The organism is Nonomuraea sp. NPDC049750 (assembly GCF_040659625.1).
GTDB lineage: Bacteria > Actinomycetota > Actinomycetes > Streptosporangiales > Streptosporangiaceae > Nonomuraea.
The window spans coordinates 121,766-141,962 of the sequence record NZ_JBFANB010000023.1 but is presented as its reverse complement, the minus strand read 5'-3'; the positions used below and the strand labels follow the sequence as shown (position 1 = coordinate 141,962).

Annotated in this window: 17 protein-coding genes; 13 read left to right on the top strand and 4 right to left on the bottom strand. The window is 69.5% G+C overall.

The window, feature by feature from the left end; all coding sequences use genetic code 11:
- Nucleotides 1–242: 242 nt before the first annotated feature.
- From AB0J16_RS42040 to AB0J16_RS42005, 8 genes are all read left to right on the top strand, one after another.
- Entirely contained in the window at nucleotides 243–1,487 is a 1,245-nt protein-coding gene (locus AB0J16_RS42040; RefSeq protein WP_358550625.1) for an RNA polymerase sigma factor, read from the top strand.
- Between the two features lie 441 nt (nucleotides 1,488–1,928).
- Nucleotides 1,929–3,269, top strand: a complete 1,341-nt coding sequence (locus AB0J16_RS42035) for an extracellular solute-binding protein (protein ID WP_358550623.1) — start codon at nucleotides 1,929–1,931, stop codon at nucleotides 3,267–3,269.
- A 60-nt stretch (nucleotides 3,270–3,329) separates the two neighbouring features.
- On the top strand, nucleotides 3,330–4,280 hold the full coding sequence (locus tag AB0J16_RS42030) for a sugar ABC transporter permease (protein WP_358550621.1): 951 nt from the start codon (nucleotides 3,330–3,332) through the stop codon (nucleotides 4,278–4,280).
- The gene (locus AB0J16_RS42025) at nucleotides 4,277–5,107 is read left to right on the top strand and encodes a carbohydrate ABC transporter permease (RefSeq protein ID WP_225295030.1); all 831 of its coding nucleotides are present in this window, start codon (nucleotides 4,277–4,279) and stop codon (nucleotides 5,105–5,107) included. The genes AB0J16_RS42030 and AB0J16_RS42025 overlap by 4 nt, the downstream gene beginning before the upstream one ends.
- A complete protein-coding gene (locus tag AB0J16_RS42020) occupies nucleotides 5,104–6,513 on the top strand; it encodes a GH1 family beta-glucosidase (RefSeq protein ID WP_358550620.1) in 1,410 nt (469 codons plus the stop codon). The genes AB0J16_RS42025 and AB0J16_RS42020 overlap by 4 nt, the downstream gene beginning before the upstream one ends.
- On the top strand, nucleotides 6,494–7,495 hold the full coding sequence (locus AB0J16_RS42015) for a LacI family DNA-binding transcriptional regulator (protein WP_358550618.1): 1,002 nt from the start codon (nucleotides 6,494–6,496) through the stop codon (nucleotides 7,493–7,495). The genes AB0J16_RS42020 and AB0J16_RS42015 overlap by 20 nt, the downstream gene beginning before the upstream one ends.
- A gap of 71 nt (nucleotides 7,496–7,566) precedes the next feature.
- Entirely contained in the window at nucleotides 7,567–8,409 is an 843-nt protein-coding gene (locus tag AB0J16_RS42010) for an aldose 1-epimerase family protein (RefSeq protein ID WP_358550616.1), read from the top strand.
- A gap of 91 nt (nucleotides 8,410–8,500) precedes the next feature.
- A complete protein-coding gene (locus AB0J16_RS42005) occupies nucleotides 8,501–9,499 on the top strand; it encodes an aminoglycoside phosphotransferase family protein (protein ID WP_358550614.1) in 999 nt (332 codons plus the stop codon).
- On the opposite strand, the gene AB0J16_RS42000 is transcribed toward AB0J16_RS42005, so the two are convergent.
- Together AB0J16_RS42000 and AB0J16_RS41995 are read right to left on the bottom strand one after the other, a co-directional pair.
- A complete protein-coding gene (locus tag AB0J16_RS42000) occupies nucleotides 9,443–11,692 on the bottom strand; it encodes a M64 family metallopeptidase (protein WP_358550612.1) in 2,250 nt (749 codons plus the stop codon). The genes AB0J16_RS42005 and AB0J16_RS42000 overlap by 57 nt on opposite strands.
- 58 nt (nucleotides 11,693–11,750) lie before the next feature.
- Nucleotides 11,751–12,494, bottom strand: coding sequence for an anti-sigma factor (locus tag AB0J16_RS41995; RefSeq protein WP_358550610.1), 744 nt, complete (start codon nucleotides 12,492–12,494; stop codon nucleotides 11,751–11,753).
- 120 nt (nucleotides 12,495–12,614) lie between these two features.
- Between AB0J16_RS41995 and AB0J16_RS41990 the strand changes: the two genes are divergently transcribed.
- The 3 genes from AB0J16_RS41990 to AB0J16_RS41980 all read left to right on the top strand — a co-directional run bounded on the left by AB0J16_RS41990 (nucleotide 12,615) and on the right by AB0J16_RS41980 (nucleotide 16,139).
- Nucleotides 12,615–13,814, top strand: a complete 1,200-nt coding sequence (locus AB0J16_RS41990) for an FAD-dependent oxidoreductase (RefSeq protein ID WP_358550688.1) — start codon at nucleotides 12,615–12,617, stop codon at nucleotides 13,812–13,814.
- A gap of 79 nt (nucleotides 13,815–13,893) precedes the next feature.
- Nucleotides 13,894–15,240, top strand: a complete 1,347-nt coding sequence (locus AB0J16_RS41985) for a class II 3-deoxy-7-phosphoheptulonate synthase (protein ID WP_358550608.1) — start codon at nucleotides 13,894–13,896, stop codon at nucleotides 15,238–15,240.
- 122 nt (nucleotides 15,241–15,362) lie between these two features.
- On the top strand, nucleotides 15,363–16,139 hold the full coding sequence (locus AB0J16_RS41980; RefSeq protein ID WP_358550606.1) for an SAM-dependent methyltransferase: 777 nt from the start codon (nucleotides 15,363–15,365) through the stop codon (nucleotides 16,137–16,139).
- A gap of 87 nt (nucleotides 16,140–16,226) precedes the next feature.
- Here the strand turns inward: AB0J16_RS41980 and trxA are convergent, their stop codons facing one another.
- Nucleotides 16,227–16,601 carry a thioredoxin gene (gene trxA, locus AB0J16_RS41975; protein ID WP_357952551.1) on the bottom strand — a complete coding sequence of 125 codons (375 nt, stop codon included), beginning with the start codon at nucleotides 16,599–16,601 and terminating at the stop codon, nucleotides 16,227–16,229.
- Nucleotides 16,602–16,953: 352 nt separating this feature from the next.
- Here trxA and AB0J16_RS41970 point away from each other — a divergent pair, with 352 nt between their 5' ends.
- On the top strand, nucleotides 16,954–17,988 hold the full coding sequence (locus tag AB0J16_RS41970; RefSeq protein WP_358550686.1) for an iron-containing alcohol dehydrogenase family protein: 1,035 nt from the start codon (nucleotides 16,954–16,956) through the stop codon (nucleotides 17,986–17,988).
- Nucleotides 17,989–18,240: 252 nt separating this feature from the next.
- Nucleotides 18,241–18,504, top strand: coding sequence for a hypothetical protein (locus AB0J16_RS41965; RefSeq protein ID WP_358550604.1), 264 nt, complete (start codon nucleotides 18,241–18,243; stop codon nucleotides 18,502–18,504).
- Nucleotides 18,505–18,543: 39 nt separating this feature from the next.
- On the opposite strand, the gene AB0J16_RS41960 is transcribed toward AB0J16_RS41965, so the two are convergent.
- On the bottom strand, nucleotides 18,544–20,154 hold the full coding sequence (locus tag AB0J16_RS41960; protein WP_358550602.1) for a DUF6880 family protein: 1,611 nt from the start codon (nucleotides 20,152–20,154) through the stop codon (nucleotides 18,544–18,546).
- Between the last annotated feature and the right edge of the window lie 43 nt (nucleotides 20,155–20,197).

The window sequence follows — 20,197 nt, the reverse complement described above, 5'->3', positions numbered from 1 at the left end:
CCGGCCCCCGCTTACGGACCCGGCTCGCCTGGAACGAGGCCCCCGGCCCCGGCATGGCGGCCCGGCTCCGCGACCGGCTCGCCCGCCGGGCGACGCACCGCGACAGGACCTTGTCACGATCGCCCCGACCGGGGTCGGAGCGGACCGGCCCCCCAGGCCGGGGTCGGGGCGGACCGGTCTCTCACCCCAGGGCCCCGGGTCGGCTTGCGGGAGTTGGGGCGGGCTGGTCTTATGGCCAGGTGATGGCTTCCGATACGCATCGGGCGATCGAGACGGTCTGGCGGATGGAGGCGGCGCGGCTCATCGCCGGCCTGACCGGGCTGGTGCACGACCTCGGCCTGGCCGAAGAGCTGGCCCAGGACGCCCTGGTCGCGGCGCTGGAGCAGTGGCCGGAGTCGGGGGTGCCGGGCAATCCCGGCGCCTGGCTCATGACCGTCTCCAAGCGCCGCGCCATCGACCTGCTGCGCCGTCAGGAACGCTACGCGCGCAAGCTGGCCGAGATGGGCCGCGAGCTGTCGGACGAACCAGGCGCCGACGAGGAGCTGCCCGGCACTGACGAGATCGAGGACGACCTGCTGCGGCTGGTGTTCACGGCGTGTCATCCGGTGCTGTCCACGGAGGCCCGGGTAGCGCTCACGCTGCGGGTGCTCGGCGGGCTGAGCACCGACGAGATCGCCAGGGCGTTCCTGGTCCCGGAGCCGACGGTGGCGCAGCGGATCGTACGCGCCAAGCGGACGCTGGCCGACAAGCAGGTGCCGTTCGAGGTGCCGCAGGGTGAGGAGCTGGCCGGACGCCTGTCGTCGGTCCTGGAGGTCATCTACCTGATCTTCAACGAGGGCTACTCGGCCACGGCCGGTGACGACTGGATGCGGCCCGGACTCTGCGAGGACGCGCTGCGGCTCGGCCGGGTGCTGGCCGGGCTGATGCCCAAGGAGCCAGAGGTGCACGGCCTGGTCGCGTTGATGGAGATCCAGGCCTCGCGCGCGGCCGCCCGGGTGGGCCCGTCCGGCGAGCCGATCCTGCTGCTGGAGCAGAACCGGGGCCGCTGGGACCGCCTGCTCATCCGCCGTGGCCTGGACGCGCTCCAGCGGGCCGAGGATCTCGGCGACGAGCTGGGCCCGTACGTGCTGCAGGCCGCTATCGCCGCCTGTCACGCCAGGGCGCTCACCCCTGAGGAGACCGACTGGCGGGCCATCGCCACCCTCTACGAGGCGCTGGCACGGATGTCGCGGTCGCCGGTCGTCGAGCTCAACCGGGCGGTCGCGCTCGCCATGGCGTACGGTCCGGCTGTCGGGCTGGAGCTGGTGGACCAGCTGGTCGACGAACCGGCGCTGAAGGGCTACCACCTGCTGCCGAGCGTACGCGGAGATCTCCTGGTCAAGCTGGGACGACAGGGTGAGGCCCGCGCCGAGTTCGAACGGGCGGCGGCCATGACCCGCAACGCCCGCGAGCGCACCCTGCTGCGAGAGCGCGCCGCCGCCTGCTGATCCCTGTCGCCCGCTGATCCCTGTCGTCCGCTGATCCCTGTCGTCCGCTGATCCCTGTCGTCCGCTGGTCGCCGCAACGCGCCGTACGGACGCCACAGCCAAACGCCACGACAGGCGCGACCGCGAGCCCGACCGCGCTCGTGACCACGGGCGTGACCACGAGAAAAGCCCGCAGTGTGTGGGCGACATGCCCAGGAAGCAAACACAAACGAGTCCCTTGTGATGGGAGCGCTCCCAAACGGCTCTTTGCGGCGTAAGTAACCAAAAATCCCCTTTCAGAACGAGAAATCGCACCATTGGTAACGGTTGCGTTTCAGCGCATTGACGGGCACAGGCCATAAGTGCACCCTTTGTGGGAGCGCTCCCAAGGATTTCCCACCGCGGCCCGGAGCGTGTGTCGCGGTGCACCTCCCCACCCATTCACCCGAGAAGGGGTCCACCATGTTGAACCGCAAGCGTCGCGGCGGTCTCGCCGCGGCTTCCGCCCTGGCGGCGGCGGCCCTGACCGTCGCATCCTGCGGCTCCGGCGGCACTCCGGCGGCCAGTAACGCACCCGCGTCCTCGGCGGCCGCCGAGCCGGTCACGATCCGGGTGCAGACTTTCGGCGGCGGCTCGAACTTCGGCTACAAGAACGCCATCACGAAGTGGAACGCCGAGCACAAGGACATCCAGATCAAGGAAGAGCACCTGACCGACCAGTTCGAGCAGCAGTACTGGCCGCAGATGATCCAGTGGCTGCAGGCGGGCAACGGCGCGGGCGACGTGGTCGGCATCGACGAAGGTGGCATGGGCCTGGCCAAGGCGCACCCGGAGTGGTGGGCGGACCTGAAGGAATTCGGCCTGGACGCCCGCAAGGCGGACTTCCCCGCCTGGAAGTGGGAGAACGGCCTCACCGCCGACGGCAAGCTGTTCGGCCTGGGCACCGACATCGGCGGCATGAGCATCTGCTACCGCTCGGATCTGTTCAAGAAGGCCGGGCTGCCCTCCGAGCGCGACAAGGTCAGCGCCCTGTGGCCCGATTGGGATGCCTTCATGAAGGTCGGCCAGCAGTTCCAGGCGAAGGTGAAGGACACCAAGTTCGCCGACGGCACGAACACCCTCTACCAGGTGGTTCTCTACCAGGAGGCGGCCAAGAACGGCAACGTCACCTATTTCGACAAGGACAACAACCTCATCGTCGACAAGAACCCGGCGGTGAAGGCGGGCTTCGACTTCGCCACGAAGATGAGCCAGCAGGGCCTGACCGCCAAGCTGCGTAACTTCACCGACGAGTGGGCGGCGGGCACCCAGAAGGGCGCGTTCGCCACGGTCGGCTGCCCGTCGTGGATGCTCGGCGTGGTCAGCGGCAACGCCGGCGACGGCGGCAAGGGCAAGTGGGACGTGGCCGCGGTACCCGGCGGCGGCGGCAACTGGGGCGGCTCCTGGCTGTCCGTGCCGAAGCAGAGCAAGCACCCGAAGGAAGCCGCCGCGGTGGCCGACTACCTGACCCAGGCGCAGACCGAGGCGAGCATCTTCACCGACTTCGGCAACATGCCGAGCAACACGGCGGCGCAGCAGGACCCGGCCGTGCAGAGCGCGAAGAACGAGTTCTTCAACAACGCCCCCATCGGCGAGATCTTCGCCAAGTCGGCGTCGAGCCTCCAGCCGGTCTTCCTCGGCGTGAAGCACGCCCAGGTCAAGAACGCCATCGAGTCGGTGATCCAGGGCATGGACGACGGCTCGGTGCCCTACGGCAAGGCCTGGCAGCAGTTGGTCGACGACGCGGTGAAGGCCGCGGGCTGATCTTCCCCGCCCGGCCCGCCATGAGCGGGCCGGGCTACTGCCGCCGAAAGGTCTCTTCTCATGAGTATCGACACCCTTCCGCGGGCGGTGCGGCGCAGCCAGCACCTTCCGCCCGGCCGTCGCTGGCGTTCCAGACTGGACGTCAAGGTGATGCCGTACACGCTGGTGTCCCCGTACTTCATCCTGTTCGCCGCCTTCGGGCTCTTCCCGCTGGCGTTCACCCTCTACTACTCGCTCTACGACTACGACCTGGCCGGGACCACGAAGTGGACCGGGCTCGGCAACTACGCCAAGCTGCTGGCCGATGAGGACTTCTGGAACGCCGTGGTCAACACGGTCGGCATGTTCCTGCTGGCCACCATCCCGCAGTTGCTGCTGGCGTTGTTCCTGGCCAACGCGCTGAACAAGCGGTTCCGGCTGCGCCTGGCGATCCGGATGAGCGTGCTGCTGCCGCTGGTGACCTCGGTGGTCGCGGTGGCGGTCGTGTTCACCCAGCTCTTCGCCCGCGACTGGGGCCTGGTCAACTGGATCCTCAGCTGGTTCGGCGTGGACGCCATCAACTGGCGGGCCGAGCGGGTCCCGTCGTGGCTGGCCATCGCCACCATGGTCGACTGGCGCTGGACCGGCTACAACGCGATCATCTTCCTGGCCGGCATGCAGACGATCCCGCGCGACCTGTACGAGGCCGCGGCCATCGACGGGGCCTCGCGGCGGCGGCAGTTCTGGCAGATCACCCTGCCGATGCTCCGCCCGACCATGATCTTCGTGGTGCTCAACTCCACGATCGGCGGGCTCACGCTGTTCTCCGAGCCGACGACGTTCTACAACGGCAACGTCGACGGCGGGTCACAGGGCCAGTTCCAGACGGTCGCGATGTTCGTCGTCAAGCAGGGCTTCCGCGAGTTCGACTACGGGTACGCCGCCGCGGCGGCCTGGCTGCTGTTCCTGCTCATCCTCATCGGCGCGCTGATCAACTTCCTGTTCGTCCGCAGGATCGGGGGCACCAAATGACCAACTGGTCGCCGACCCTCATCACCCGGGTCATGCTGGCGCTGGCCATCGTGCTGTCCGCCTTCCCGCTGTACTGGATGCTGGTCATCGCCTCGCGGACCAACGCCGACGCGGTCGCGGTGCCGCCGCCGTTCCTGCCCGGCGGAAACCTCGGCCAGAACATCGTCGCCGTGCTCAACAACGAGGACGCCCACTTCCTGCTCGGCCTGACCAACTCCTTCATCGTGGCGAGCGTGGTCACCGTCTCGGTGGTCATCATCTCGACGCTGGCCGGCTTCTCCTTCGCCAATCTGTCGTTCAAGGGCAGGAACGTGCTGCTCCTGGCCGTACTGCTGACGATGGCGGTGCCGCTGCAGCAGATGGGCGTGGTGCCGCTCTACCGGCTGATGGTGAGCCTGGAGTGGACGGGCACCCTCAAGGCGGTCATCCTGCCGTACCTGCTCAACGGGTTCGGCGTGTTCCTGATGACCCAGTACACCCGCCAGGCGGTGCCGATGGAACTGGTCGAGGCGGCCAGGGTCGACGGCGCGGCCACCCTGCGGATCTGGTGGAACGTCGTGCTGCCGGCCGTACGGCCGGGCATGGCGGTGCTCGGGATCAACACGTTCATGCTGATGTGGAATGACTTCATGTGGCCGCTGATCGTCCTCACTCCGGACAATCCGACGGTGCAGATCGCGATCACCTCGCTGAACGCCAGGTTCTCCACCAACTACACATTGATCTTCGCGGGAACGGCGCTGTCCATCATTCCGCTCATCGCGGTATTCGTCGCATTCGGCCGCCAGATCGTCGGCGGACTCATGGAAGGTGCGGTCAAGGCGTGACGACACAAGAGGAACAGACGCGTGCCGGGCTGCAGTTCCCCACGGGATTCGCGTTCGGCGCGGCCACCTCGGCGTACCAGATCGAAGGCGCGGTCGCCGAGGACGGGCGCGGCGTGTCCATCTGGGACACCTTCACCAAGACCCCGGGCCGCGTGCTCAACGGGGACCACGCGGACGTGGCCATCGACCACTACCACCGATACCGGGAAGACGCCCAGATCATGGCGGAGCTGGGCCTGACCGCCTACCGCTTCTCCGTCTCCTGGCCCCGGATCCAGCCCGACGGGTCCGGCAAGGTCAACCAGAAGGGTCTCGACTTCTACAAGCGGCTCACCGACGAGCTGCGGCAGCACGGCATCGACCCCTGGCTGACCCTCTACCACTGGGACCTGCCCCAGGCGCTGGAGGACAGGGGTGGCTGGCCCAACCGCGACACGGCCTACTGCTTCGCCGACTACGCGGCGACCGTGCACGAAGCGCTGAAGGACCACGTACATACCTTCAGCACCGTCAACGAGCCATGGTGCACCGCGTTCCTCGGCTACGCCTCGGGCGAGCACGCCCCGGGCCGTCGCGAGCCGGAGAACGCGATCAGGGGCGCGCACCATCTCAACCTCGCGCACGGCCTTTCCGTACAGGCGATGGGCGCGAGGCGGGTCGGCGGCTGCGTGAACCTCTACGCGATCACCCCGGCCACGGACAGCGAGGCGGACCAGGACGCGGCGCGGCGCATCGACGGGCTGCAGAACAGGTTCTTCCTCGACGCGCTGATGACCGGCCGCTACCCGCAGGACGTCCTCGACGACCTCGGGATGGACCTGGGCTTCATCAGGGACGGTGACCTGGCGACCATCAAGGCGCCGATCGACGTGCTGCTCGTCAACTACTACAGCCGCTTCACGGTTTCGGGAGCACCAGGCGGCAGGGCCTCGGCGGCGGCGGCGCCCACGGATTCCGCCTCGCCATGGGTGGGCAGCGAGCACGTGTCGTTCGTCGACGGCGGCCGGCCGGTCACCGCGATGGGCTGGGAGATCGACCGGGGCGGCCTGGTGGAGGTGCTGACCAGGGTGGCGCGGGACTACCCGGCGATCCCGATGGTCGTCTCCGAGAACGGCGCGGCCTTCGAGGACGTCCTGGAGCACGGCCGGGTGCACGACTCCGAGCGGGTGGCCTACTTCGAGGACCACCTGCGCGCCTGCCGCGACGCGATCGACGCCGGGGTGCCGCTGGAGGGCTATTTCGCCTGGTCACTGATGGATAATTTCGAGTGGGCATGGGGCTACGGCAAGCGTTTCGGCCTCGTGCACGTGGACTTCGAGAGCCAGCGGCGCGTGCTCAAGGACAGCGCTATCTGGTACTCGGAGATCATCCGGCAGAATAGGCGTCATGAACCGACCGACTCTTGAGGCAGTCGCTGCTCTGGCCGGAGTAGGCCGTGGCACGGTGTCCAGAGTCATCAACGGCTCACCCAACGTGAGCGAGAAGGCCCGCGACGCCGTGCAACGGGCCATCCAGGAGCTGGGCTACGTCCCCAACCGCGCGGCGCGGGCGCTGGTCACCCGGCGCACCGACACGGTGGCGCTGGTGGTGTCGGAGTCCGAGCTGCGCGTCTTCGACGAGCCCTACTTCGCCGGGACCATCAGGGGCATCGGCTCGGCGCTGGCCGAGACGGGCCTCCAGCTGATCCTGGCCATGGCCCAGTCGCAGGAGGAGCACGAACGCCTGGAGCACTACCTGACGGGGCAGCACGTCGACGGCGTGCTGCTCCTGTCGCTGCACGGCGCCGACCCGCTGCCCGGCCGGCTGGAGGCGATGGGCGTGCCGACCGTGCTGGGCGGCCGCCCGGTCGGCCTCACCCCTTACAGCTACGTCGACATGGACAACCGGGCCGGCGCCCGGCAGGCGGTCAAGCACCTGCTGGGTCTCGGCAGGCGGCGCATCGCCACGATCGCCGGGCCGCAGGACATGGGCGTGGGCGTCGACCGGCTGGCCGGCTACCACGACGCGCTGCTCACCTTGGGAGCGCGGGAGCTGGTCGCCTACGGCAGCGACTTCTCCGAGGAGAGCGGCGCGGCGGCGATGCGCGAGCTGCTGGCCGAAGAGCCGGAGCTCGACGCCGTGTTCGCCGCATCGGACCCGCTGGCGGTGGGGGCGATGCGGGTGCTCAAGCTCGAGGGCCGGGCCATCCCGGGTGATGTGGCGGTGGTCGGGTTCGACGACTCCAAGGTCGCCTTGCACGCCGACCCGCCGCTGACCACCGTGCACCAGCCTGCCGAGGAGATGGGCCGCCAGATGGCGCGGCTGCTGGTCGCGCGGATCAACGGCGAGGCGCTCCGCCAGCCCGTGGTCATCCTCGACACCCACCTGGTGCGCCGGGAGTCGGCCTGACCTCGGGATACCCTTTGCTCTTTTTGCTATTTGCTCGACCCCCTGCTCAACCCCCGAGAGAGGATCCTTCCGTGCCCCAGCTCGCCGCCGCCGGATACACCGCGCGGATCAGCCCGCGCGGCGCCGCGCTCAGGACGCTCCGCCACGGCGCGCGCGACCTGATCACGAGCTGGCCCGCCGAGGGCCCGGTCCCCTATTTCGCGGGTACGATCCTCGCCCCGTGGCCGAACCGGGTGGGCGGGGCCCGCTATCCGTTCGGCGGGCGGACGCACGAGCTGGCGGTGAGCGAGCCCGAGCGCGGCCACGCCCTGCACGGGCTGGTGTCCGGCGTCGACTGGCAGGTCGTGGAGCTGCTGGCCGCCGAGGACCACCACGCCTTCGTACGCCTGGCGCACACGATCACCCCCACGGCCGGCTACCCGTTCACGCTGACGCTGCGCGTGCTCCACCGGCTCGACGAGCACGGGCTGACCACCACGGTCACCGCCCGCAACGACGGCACCGACGCCGCCCCCTACGGCTGCGGCCCCCATCCCTGGCTGCTCGGCGACGACCTGGAGCTGCCCGCCGCCAAGGTGCTGGTCACCGACGAGCGGCTGCTGCCGCGGTCCCTGGACGACGTGTCCGGCTCCCCGTACGACTTCCGCGAGGCCAGGCCGCTCGACGGCGACGTGATCGACCACGCGTTCACCGGGCTGGCGGCCGGAGAGGCCCGGGTCGGGGGCGTACGCATGACGTGGGACCCGGCCGTGCTGCCCTGGGTGCAGGTCTGCACCAGCGGGCAGCTCGGCTACGAGGGCGTGGCGGTGGAGCCCATGACCTGCCCGCCCGACGCGTTCAACTCCGGCACCGACGTGGTGGTGCTCGAACCGGGCGGCGAGCACGTGGCCAGCTGGACGATCAGCGCCGCCTGACAGGGTCGGGCCGAGCTGGACGATCAGCACCGCCTGACGAGGTCGAGCCGAGCTGGACGATCAGCACGGCATGACCCCACAATCGGGTCTCGTGGACAGCAGGACGAAACGGCGCCTATCGCCCCCCGAGCTCGACGATCTCGCCCGGCGCGCGCTCGGCGCGGGCGTGACCCGATCCACCGAACTCACCGACGGCTACGCCAACGCGGTCTGGCGGCTCCTCCTCGACGACGGCCGCGACGTGGTTCTCAAGCTGGCTCCCTCCCCCGAGCTGGACCAGCTCAGCTACGAGCGCAACCTGCTGCGGATGGAGGCGGCGGCCTGCGAGCTGGCCGTCGCCGCGGGCGTGCCGGTGGCGAGGCTGCTGGCCGCCGGGTTCGACGATCCGGTGCTCGGCGGCGACTACCTGCTGTTCGGGACGCTCGACGGCGTGTCGTGGAACGACGTGAAACCGGACGGCGCCGACGCGGCGCTCCGGCGGGAGCTGGGCCGCCACCTGGCCAGGTTCAACGCGGTGACGGGCGAGGTGTTCGGCTACCCGCACGCGGGCATCACCGGCCGCACCTGGCGTGAGGCGTACCTGGCCATGGTGGGGGCGCTGCTGGACGACACCGAGCGCTACCCGACGCCGCTCCCCCGGCCCGCCGCGGAGATCGGCGCGCTGCTCACCGCCGCCGCGCCCGTCCTGGACGAGGTGACCACGCCGCACCTCGTCCACTTCGACGTCTGGGCGGGCAACGTCTTCCTGGACCTGTCCGGGACGCCCAGGATCCAGGCGATCATCGACCACGAGCGGGCGTTCTGGGGCGACCCGCTGGCCGAGTTCGTCACGCCGACCATCTTCGGCGAGCTGCGCGACGACGACCCGCTCCTGGCCGGGTACCGCGAGGTGACCCCACTGGAGCTCACCCCCGCCGCGCGGACCCGGCTCGACCTCTATCGTGCCTACCTCTACCTGATCCTGCTGGTGGAGAACGGGCCGCGGCAGTATCCCGAGTCGGAGTACGCGCGGGCCCGCGACCTGTCCACCGCCTCACTCACGGACGTCCTGGACCGCCTCGTAGGAGGTGCCCCCGGCTCCCGCGCCTAGCTTGCCGCACTGTCCCGTGCCCACGCCGGTGACCTTGTTGGGCACGCCCAGGTCGACCGGCGCGGGCGTGTTGCCCGTACACGCGAGCGCGCCCTTGACCGTGGTGCCCGACAGGATCGGCGCCGTGTTCGCGGTCAGCAGGGCGGCGCCGCGAATGTCGGCGCCCACGACGGCCAGCGATCCGGCGCGGTCGACCGTCAGCGCGCCGTCCACCCGCGCGCCGAGGACCTGCACCGAGGCGGCCCGCGCGGCGATGAGGGCGCCGGAGAGCCGGCCGCCGGTGACGACCACCGAGGCGCCCGCCCGCACGGTCACCCGGCCGCTCACCTGCGCGTGGTCCAGGCAGGTGACGCCGTCGGCGACGGTCAGCGGGCCGCGCTGGGCGCCCGTCAGGGTCCTGGTGCAGGCCGGTGGCGGGGCGATCGTGGTGACCGTGAAGCTGCCCGCCCTGCCGTAGTTGCCCGAGCCGTCGATCGAGCGGTACTCGATCGTGTGCCGCCCCCTGGGGAGCTTGCCGTACACGAGGGAGTCGATGGTCGTGCCGTCCTCGGTGAACGTCCACGGCAGGTCGGAGGAGGTCGGCCAGCCGAAGTAGTTGAACCAGCCGTCGCCGTCGACCCTCGACTCCGATACCACGTAGCCGCCCTGGTCGTCGGTGCCGGTCAGCTTCATCGAGAACGGCCCGTTGTAGACGTAGGTGTCGCCGGACTTGACGAGCGGCGGCGACAGCTCGTAGCCGGTCTTCGGCGAGGTGGCGTCGACCGTCCAGGTCAGCGTCCGGTCGCCGAACGTCGCGGTGAGGGTGTGCGTGCCGTCCGACGGCTTCAGCGCGCCGAGGTCCAGGTCGCTGTCGCCCTCGCCGACCCGCTTCCCGTCGAGCGCCCACGCGACCGCGGGAACGCTCGCCGCCGGGTGCGTGGTCTCCACGTACACGACCTCCGTACGGCCCAGCGGCCGGTCCACCGAGGTGGCGGAGACGATGCCGGGGGTGACGCCGTCGGGCGGGGTGGTCAGCGACGTGTCGACGGTCCAGGAGCGGGAGGCGGACATCGCGCTGCGGATCGCCGGGTCCCTGACGAAGCTCGTCGGGTCGGTGACCGTCGCCTTGACCGTGTGGGTGCCCGGGGTGAGGCCGAGCGCGCGCAAGTCCAGGGCCGTGCCTTGTTCGGCGGGCCGGTCCGTGCCGTCGACGTTCCAGGTGACGGTGAGCGCGTGGCCGTTCGGGCGCATCGGCTCCACCCAGAGCACCCGGTCGGCGCCGACGGGCGCGGCCGACGGGGTGGCGTCCTGGATCACCGTCGTCTTGCCGGTGATCCGCTGCGCCATCACTTCCCGGCTCACCTGGTCGTAGTAGTAGCCGAGCGTCTTCATCATCGAGTGCCGGCTCGGCCGCCAGACGCCCGTGGTGGCGTACATACCGCCCTCGTAGCGGCCGATCGGGCCACCGGACTCGCTGGGCTCGCCGAGCCAGCGCCACCACTTCTTCTTCTGGTCGAGCATCTGCTGCTCGGTCAGCAGCGTGTGGTGGGCGGAGGCGGGCTCGGGCCCCGTGTACGCGCCGCCGGGGACGCCGCGCTGGTAGTAGTCGTACTCGTCCTGCAGGCCGCCCAGGGAGTGGCCCAGCTCGTGCGGGCTGATCAAGGCGGACATGGAGTTGCTGCCGGAGGCGGTCGCGTAGGAACCGCCCGCGCCGCCGTACGTCCCGCTGTTGGCCAGCGCGAGGATCTGCCGGTTGGCCGAGGTCGTGCCGGTGACCAGGTTCGCGTAGCGGGTGGCGGCGGTGTTGTCCATGGTGATCAGCCGCTGGACGCTGCTGGGGTTGCACTGGCCCCAGAAGCCCATGCTGAGCGGGGTGGTCTTCTTCGGCGAGGTCAGGGCGGGGTCGCAGCTGACACCCGACTCGCCGGAGACGATGTCCACCCGGTAGACGTTGATGTAGGCGCGGTAGGACTTGTACGGCTCGATGGACCACATCACGTTGAGGTGCCGGTCGACGTCCGCCCGGAACTTCGCCTGCTCGGACTCGGTGTAGCCGTCGCCCATGATGACCAGGTTGAACCGTTTGGCGGGCGTACCGGTGACCTGGACCGGCACGACGGTGGCAGCGCCGGGTGCTTCTGCTGCGTTGGCTGCGTTGGTTGGGGGGATGTATAAGACGGCGGCGGCCAGGACCAGGGCCGCGGATTTACGCATGATCCGCATTATCGGCCTGTTGCGGATCGGCGTCTCATACCAAAGCCGATAAATCTGGTCAGGCTGTGGGGAGTTCGGCGAACAGGACCGGCTGGGTCGTGGGCTGCTTGGAGCCGCCCGCCGGTTCGACGGTGAGGCCGATGCGCTCGTCCCCCTTGGCCGCCCCGGCCAGCATGGGCGTGGTGACGCCGTCGGGGCGCCGGTCCAGGAGTCCCGCCGAGCGGATGCCGTCCGGACCCATCAGCCACAGCTCGTACACCCTCGACCGGGGCAGTTCGGGCAGGCCCGACGACGTGAACACCATCCGGCCTCGGGCGCGCGACACCACGACGGTGCCGCTGCCGCCCGCGGTGACCGGCATTCGTACAGTCCGGACGTCGGGCGCGGCCAGGACCGCGGCGACCTCGCCGTCCTTGGCTTGGAGGTCGCCCAGGTCGCGGCGGGCGTCGAACACCACGACGCCGAGCGCGACGGCCGCCGCCGTGGACACGGCCGCCAACCCGGCCACCACCCTCCCCCGCCCTCGCCGACGCCACAGCCGCACGTCGCGGAGGATCCGCCGGGGCGAGCCCGCGGGAGTCTGCGGCGTGCGGGCGACGGCCGTGAGGACGCGGGTGCGCAGGGCGGCGGGGGGTGGCTCGGCGATCGCGAGGGCGAGCAGGACGGCCGTCTCGCGCAGCCGCCGTACCTCCGTCCGGCACGACGGGCATTCCTCCATGTGCGTTTCGAACAGCACCCCGTCGCTGTCCGGCAACGCGTGCACGGCGTAGGCGCCGGAAAGGGTGTGGAGCTCATCGCTCATATCGCACTCCACGTCGGTCGGGGTCACGTCATTTCTTCGGTAGTACTTCGGCGTTTCGGGCGTGTCGGATGGCACCAGGCAAGTGCATTTCTCCATGGACAGAGTTAAACTCAATACGTGATGAATTCCTGTGTGATCGCCGGCGGCGGCCCGGCGGGCGCGATGCTCGCCCTGCTGCTGGCCAGAGCAGGTGTCGAGGTCACCCTGCTGGAGAAGCACGCCGATTTCCTCCGCGACTTCCGCGGCGACACGATCCACCCGTCCACGCTTCAGGTGCTGGACGAGCTCGGGCTGGCCGCGGACTTCCTGAAGATCCCCCACCGCAAGACGTATGGGTTCACCCTGCTGACCGACGACGGGCCGGTCCAGATGGCGAATCTTCGCGGGCTGCCGGGTAAGTACGACTACATCGCCTTCGTCCCGCAATGGGACTTCCTGAAGCTCGTCACGTCGGCCGCCGAGAAGTACCCGAAGTTCCGGCTGCTCATGAACGCCGAGGCGTACGGACTGATCCGCGAAGACGGTGCGGCCCGCGGACTGCGCTACCGCGACAAGTCGGGCGAGCACGAGATCAGGGCGGAGCTGACCGTGGCCGCGGACGGCCGCGGCTCGACGCTGCGCGCGGCCGCCGGACTGGTGCCGCAGGAGTTCGGCGCGCCGATGGACGTCCTGTGGTTCCGGCTGCCGCGCGTCGAGGGCGACCCCGAGCAGACGTTCCTGCGGATCTCCACCGGCCACGCGATCGTGGGCATCAACAGGGAGACCTACTGGCAGCTGGCCTACCTCATCCCCAAGGGCGGCTACGACCGGCTGGCCGGTCAGGGCATCGACGCGTTCCGTAAGCCGGTGGCGCGGCTGCTGCCGTACCTGGAGGGGCGCGTCGGGCAGATCGCGAGCTTCGACGACGTCAGCATGCTCACGGTGGTGCTCAACCGGCTCCGCCGCTGGTACCGGCCCGGTTTCCTGGCCATCGGCGACGCCGCGCACGCGATGTCACCGGTGTTCGGCGTCGGCATCAACCTGGCGGTGCAGGACGCGGTCGCCACGGCCAACCTGCTGGCCGAGCCGCTGCGGGCGGGCCGGCCCATTTCGGAGGCCATGTTGCGCCGGCTGGAGCGCCGCCGCATGCTGCCCACCAGGATCACCCAGGCCGCGCAGCGCGTGGCTCAGGACCGGCTGCTCGGCCCGACGATCGACAGCCAGGTGGGGCCGCCGCGCATTCCGGCGAAGCTGCCGCAGAATCCCCTGTTCAGCGGGGTGTTTCGGCGTTTCCTCGGGCTGGGGGTGCGCCCCGAGCACGTACGGACACCCGAACTCTGACCCGTCCCGCGGGGTCGCTTTCTCACAACGTGGACATCGGGGTCGGTGACGCCGAGCCGGTAGCATACCCTCGTATGTCGTGAGCGCACTGAGCAATCCCGAGGAACTCGATTCCTGGCGAGCCCTGCCGGCGGCCCAGCAGCCTGACTGGCCTGACCGCAGCGAGCTCGAGAAGGTCGTCGCCGAGCTCGGCGGCCTGCCCCCACTCGTCTTCGCCGGCGAGTGCGACCAGCTCAAGGAGCAGCTGGCCGCCGTCGCCCGAGGCGAGGCGTTCGTATTGCAAGGCGGTGACTGCGCCGAGACGTTCGCCGGGGCGACCGCCGACAATGTGCGCAACAAGCTCAAGACGCTGCTGCAGATGGCCATCGTGCTGACGTACGCCGCCAAGGTGCCGGTGGTCAAGATCGGCCGCGTGGCCGGGCAGTTCGCCAAGCCGCGTTCCAAGGGCACCGAGACGCGTGACGGCCTGGAGCTGCCCGCCTACCGGGGCGACATGGTCAACGGCTTCGCCTTCACCCCCGAGTCCCGCATGCCCGACCCGTGGCGGCTGCTGAAGGCCTACCACTCCTCGGCCGTGACGCTCAACCTGGCCCGCGCCTTCACCAAGGGCGGCTACGCCGACCTGCGCCAGGTGCACGCCTGGAACCAGGACTTCGTGGGCGAGTCCCCCGCCGGCCGCCGCTACGAGCAGCTGGCCAGGGAGATCGACCAGGCGCTCGCGTTCATGCGCGCCTGCGGGGCCGACCCGGAGGAGTTCCACACCGTCGAGTTCTACTCCTCGCACGAGGCGCTGATCCTCGACTACGACCGGGCGCTCACGCGCATCGACTCGCGGACCGGCAGCCCGTACGACGTGTCGGCGCACATGGTCTGGATCGGCGAGCGCACCCGCCAGCTCGACGGCGCGCATGTCGACTTCTTCTCGCGCATCCGCAACCCCATCGGCGTCAAGCTCGGCCCGACCACCACGCCCTCCGAGGCACTGGCGCTGGTCGAGAAGCTCAACCCCGAGAACGAGCCGGGGCGGCTCACGTTCATCACCCGGATGGGCGCCTCCAAGATCCGCGAGCACCTGCCCGCGCTGGTCAAGGAGGTCACCGCGGCGGGCGCGCAGGTCGCGTGGATCTGCGACCCGATGCACGGCAACACGTGGGAGGCGCCGAGCGGCCACAAGACGCGCCGGCTCGACGACGTGCTCGACGAGGTGACGGGCTTCTTCGAGGTGCACCGCTCGCTCGGCACGCACCCCGGCGGCATCCACATCGAGTTCACGGGCGACGACGTGACGGAGTGCGTGGGCGGCGGCCACGAGATCGTCGAGGACGACCTCTCGCGCCGCTACGAGACGGCCTGCGACCCGCGTCTCAACCGTGGCCAGTCGCTCGACCTCGCCTTCCGGGTGGCGGAGCTCTACCGCTCCAGCTGAGTACGTAGGCGGCAGCCCCGGGTTGGGCCGGGGCTGCCAGAGGATTCTTCGGTCACGCCCGTCCGCGATCTTCTATGATCGGCCTGACAAAGGTGAGAATTCCTCAACTATTGGGAGAAATCGTGGACAGCGCCCCAGATGGCGTGGACCCGAGCGTGCCCAACATCGCCCGGATGTACGACTACTTCCTGGACGGCAAGGACAACTTCGCCTCCGACCGGGAAGCGGCCGAGCAGATCTTGAAGCTGTTCCCCGGTACGAAGGACTCCGCGAGGGCAAACCGCGACTTCCTCCGCCGGGCCGTACGCCATCTGATCGACTCCGGCGTCGACCAGATCGTCGATCTCGGCGCCGGACTGCCCACCCAGGGCAACACGCACGAGATCGCGCCCGAGGCGCGCGTCGTCTACGTCGACTACGACCCCGTGGTGTGCGCGCACGGGCGGGCCCTGTTGTCCAGGGGCGTGAACGTGGAGTTCGTACAGGCCGACATCAGGGACATCGACCCGCTCCTGGAGACTCTGGCCGAGACGATCGACTTCGGCCGCCCGGTGGCGTTCCTGATGCTGGCCGTGCTGCACTTCCTGCCCGACGAGGCCGCGTACGGCATCGTCGGCAGGCTGCGCGACGCGGGTCCCGCGGGCAGCCGGCTGGTCATCAGCCACGCCGTGGACGCCGCGCCCGACTCCACGCCGCAGGCGCTGGAGATCTACAAGCAGGCGACGGCCGCGCTCAACCTGCGGACGCCCGAGGAGATCGCCGCCTTCTTCGAGGGCTACGAACTGGCCGAGCCCGGCCTGGTCTACCCCCAGAACTGGCGGCCCGACCCCGGCGAACCCCTGCTGGGCACGAAGGCCGTCACCGACGCCGGCTACGCGGGAGTCGGCCGCAAACCGTAAGCGTCAGGTTGTCAGCGCGACTCGTTGGCATCAGGCTGTGGAACGAGAAAAGCCCCGCTGGTACGGCGGGGCTTCATGGTGCGACGGTCAGTTCTGCTCGGCGTTCTTCATCTCCTCGTTGAGCTCGGTCCTGATCGCGTCCATGTCGAGCGCGCGCACCTGGCTGATCAGGTCTTCGAGCGCGGGCGCCGGAATCGCACCGGGCTGCGCGTAGACCACGATCCCATCGCGAATCGCCATGAGCGTCGGGATCGAGCTGATGTCGAAGCCCTGAGCGAGGGCCTGCTCCGCATCGGTGTCGATCTTACCGAAGGTGATGTCCTCATGCTTGTCGGACGCCTTCTCGAAGATCGGCCCGAACATCTTGCACGGGCCACACCACTCGGCCCAGAAGTCGAGCAGGACGATCCCCTTGTCGGCGATGTCGTTGAAGTTCGTCTCGGTTACCTCGATGGTCGCCACAAGTGGCTCCTCGTATCGTCGCGTGAAGTCTGTATGTCATCCCAGGGTGCAAAGCTGTCAACCACGTACCCTCCACCAGCATTCCATGCCCACGCCGCCGGGCCTCACATAACGGGCGCGGGGATTTCCTGGACGGCGACCTGTCCGGACCACGCGCTGGCGGGCTGAACACGGCGAATGCCTCGTTCGGCAATGAAGGCGACCTTGCGCTGCAGCGCGGATTGCGACTGTTGACGTCCCGAACACGAAGATCGCTAGATGCTGCTAATCTCACGCATTCGATCAGCTCAGTCCGGTCGCAGACGTCGACATTCATCCGAGGACAAGGACACCTATGCCGCTGTTGGCTCGCATGCTCTCCGCGCCCCTGTTCGTCGACGTCCGGGCCGGTGCGGTCGCCAGCCTCGGCACGCTGCTGACCGACCTGCAGATCGCCCGGCAGGGCAGGGTGGCTGTCGCCGTCGGTCCCAGTCAGGGTGACGGCATCTGCGAGGAATTGCGGATCGATGGGGCCGAGGTGCTCCGTATTCCCAACGGAACCCTTGCCGCCGCTGTTGAGCTCGGACAACAACTGCGGGCCGGCCAGTTCGAGGCGATCGCGGGCATCGGCGGCGGCAAGACCATCGACGTGGCCAAGTTCGCCGCGCACATGGCGGGCATCCCGATGGTGGCGGTGACCACGAGCCTGGGCCACGACGGCATCGCCTCGCCGGTCAGCACGCTGCGACACGAGTCGGGCACGGGCTCCTACGGCGTCGTGATGCCGGCGGCCGTCCTGGTGGATCTCGATCGCGTCCGGTCGGCCCCGGCGGCCCTCTCCACGGCCGGGATCGGCGATGCGATCAGCGACCTGTCCGCGGTGGCCGACTGGGAACTGGCCGCTGCCGAGGCCGGCGAGCACATCGACGGGCTGGCGGTGGCGATGGCCAGATCAGCGGCGCTGGTGGTCCTGCACCAGCCAGGCCTGGCTCGAGACGACGAGTTCCTCACCGTACTGGCCGAGTCACTGATCCTGTCCGGCATGGCGATGGCGGTAGCCGGGTCGAGCCGACCGGCCAGCGGCGGCGACCACGAGATCATGCATGCCATCAATCAGCTCTACCCCGGCACGGCAAGCCACGGAGAACTCGCCGGAGTCGGTGCGCTGTTCTGCAGCTACCTGCGTCAGGACGAAGCCAAGGTCGAGCTGATCTCCGCGTGCCTGGGACGGCACGGCCTCCCGCGCACCCCCGGCGATCTCGGCTTGTCAGATGCCGACTTCGCCAAGGCCGTGGCGTACGCGCCGCGGACCCGTCCGGGCCGGTACACCATCCTCGAGCATCTCGACCTATCCGAGGCTCAGCTCGCCGACCACGTGGGGGGCTACGTCAAGACAGTCGTGGGCTAACTCACGTACGTCGGGGGCTGACTTACGTCGCGGGCTGACCCATGTACGTCGCGGGCTCACCCGCGTAAAGGGGAAGCGCCACTCACGGTTCAGGACCGCCTCCTCCTGAAGGCGCGCCGACGAGGGCCTGAGGCACCTCTCCTGGCCGGCGCGGTCAGGACGGCGTGCTCTATCCACAGAATCCGGTTCGCACAGATGGCGGCTCAACCTGATCGGCCATGCTGACGTGGTCGCCGATCAGGAGAGGACGCGATGCCTGAGTATTTCCAGCTGGCCGAGCTGCGCGAGCGCGGCTGGAGCCCGACGATGATCCGGAAGTTGCTGGACCCGCCGGACCTGCTGCGACCCAATCCGCTCTTCAGATCGGCGTCGCCCATGAGGCTGTACGAGACGGGGAGGGTGGTGTCGGCGGAGCAGTCCGAGTCGTTCGCCGCGCTGCGCGTCCGGGCGGCGCAGCAGTCGGAGGCGGCGAAGCGTCGCGGCACGCCGTCGCGGGGAGACCCTTGCCGACATTGAGCGGGTGCGCATCGCGATACCGGCGTCGGCGTGATGGCGTCAGAGGAGGCCCGCACCGTCCAGCTGGGTGTGGAAAGCCTTCTTGCCTGGGTGGGCGGCGCGGAGGCGGGCGACGTACGAGGCGAACTCGGTCTGATCTCCGGTGCGTTCGAACAGGGTCCGTAGCGTGAAGAGATACTGGATCGCCTCCTGGTAGCCGGGTCTGCTGGCCCGGCTGACGCAGGATTCGGCCAGTTCCCGGTAGACCGGGATGGCGTCCTCTGGATGGGTTTGGGCGCGGGCGTTGACCACGCGCATGCGCAGGTCAGGGTCCAGTCCGTACGTCTGGAGGACCTCCCAGGCGCCCGCCACGTCCCCGTTGATCAGCAGTACCTCGGCCAGTGTGGGGGCCATGGCGGGCGATGAGCGGAGGTGTGTGATGGCCTTGGCCTGCCACGGGGCCGCGTCCGGGGCGGCCTGGCGGGTCAGGCTCTGATAGGTGTGCGTGGACGGTGAGAGGGTGAACAGCTGCCAGCGGGTCTCGAGCGCCTGCTCGGTCCGTCCGGCGTGCTGATGGCAGTCAAGGGCGAGGGTGAGGAGGTGCTGATCGCGGCCGTAGCGGTTCATCCCCTGATCGATCCAGGCCAGGGCTTCGTCGTGGCGCTCCTCGCCGATCAGGAGACGGGCGATCTTCTCGATGTCACCGCTGCCGGCGGCCCGCTGGGCGAGCAGGGCGATCACGGCGTCGGTGCCGCCCTCGGCGCGGGCGAGCGACTCGCGCAGCGTGCTCAGCTTGTAGTCGCGGATCCCGCGTGCGAGGGTCCCGTCCAGCAGCTCGTGGCAGCGGCGCAGGCCCTGGTCGCCCAGCACGGGAGCATAGCCGGGCAGCGAGCTCTCGAAGGTGCACCAGTTGCTGGTCTGCACCTTGCCCATCAGCCACTCCGCCAGCCGCACCGGGTCGGGCGAGCCGGCCAGGCAGGCGTCGCGATGCATGCCCTGGACGCGTTCGAGATCGTCGACGAGCTGGCCGCCATAGACCTCTCCGGTGTCCAGCACCTCCTCGATGAGGTCGATCGCGCGGACGGTCAGCTCGCGAGCGGTGTCCGGTGACGGCTCGATCAGGTCGTCGATCTCGTCGAGGATCTCCTCCAGGTCCTCGAGATCGGGGTACCACTCACCCTCGTACCAGGAGTCGCACACATCCGCGGCCTCGGCCAGCAGGTCCGCCATGACTGATTCCAGGTCGGCGAGGAGGTCGGTCGACTCCTCGCCGATGATGGTCTCCGCGAGCTCGGTCCGCAGCCGGTCGGCGAGCGCGGGGTCCGTCGCGGCCAGAGTGGCGAGGCGGCGGGCCAGCCAGTCGGAGTCCTGGGTACGCAGCAGCGCGTACAGGTCGGGCGCGGGCCGCACATCGCCCATCCGGACCCAGGTCACCGCCGCGGCGGCCGCATGGGCGCACAATTCGGGATCCAGGCATTCGCAGACCGCGCGCATCCCGCTCGCGGTGAAGGTGACCGTCACCGAACGCCCGCTCACCAGCGCGGCGACCGACGTACCCTTCTCGGTCAACCCCGCGACCATGCCGCCGGCGACCAGTGCGAGAGCCTCGGCGAACACCGGCTCGCTGACCTGGCTCCGTACGGCTTCCTCGTCAACCTGGATGAGCGCCATGATTTCGATTATCCCGCAATGATCAACTGTGCTCGCCCCGGGT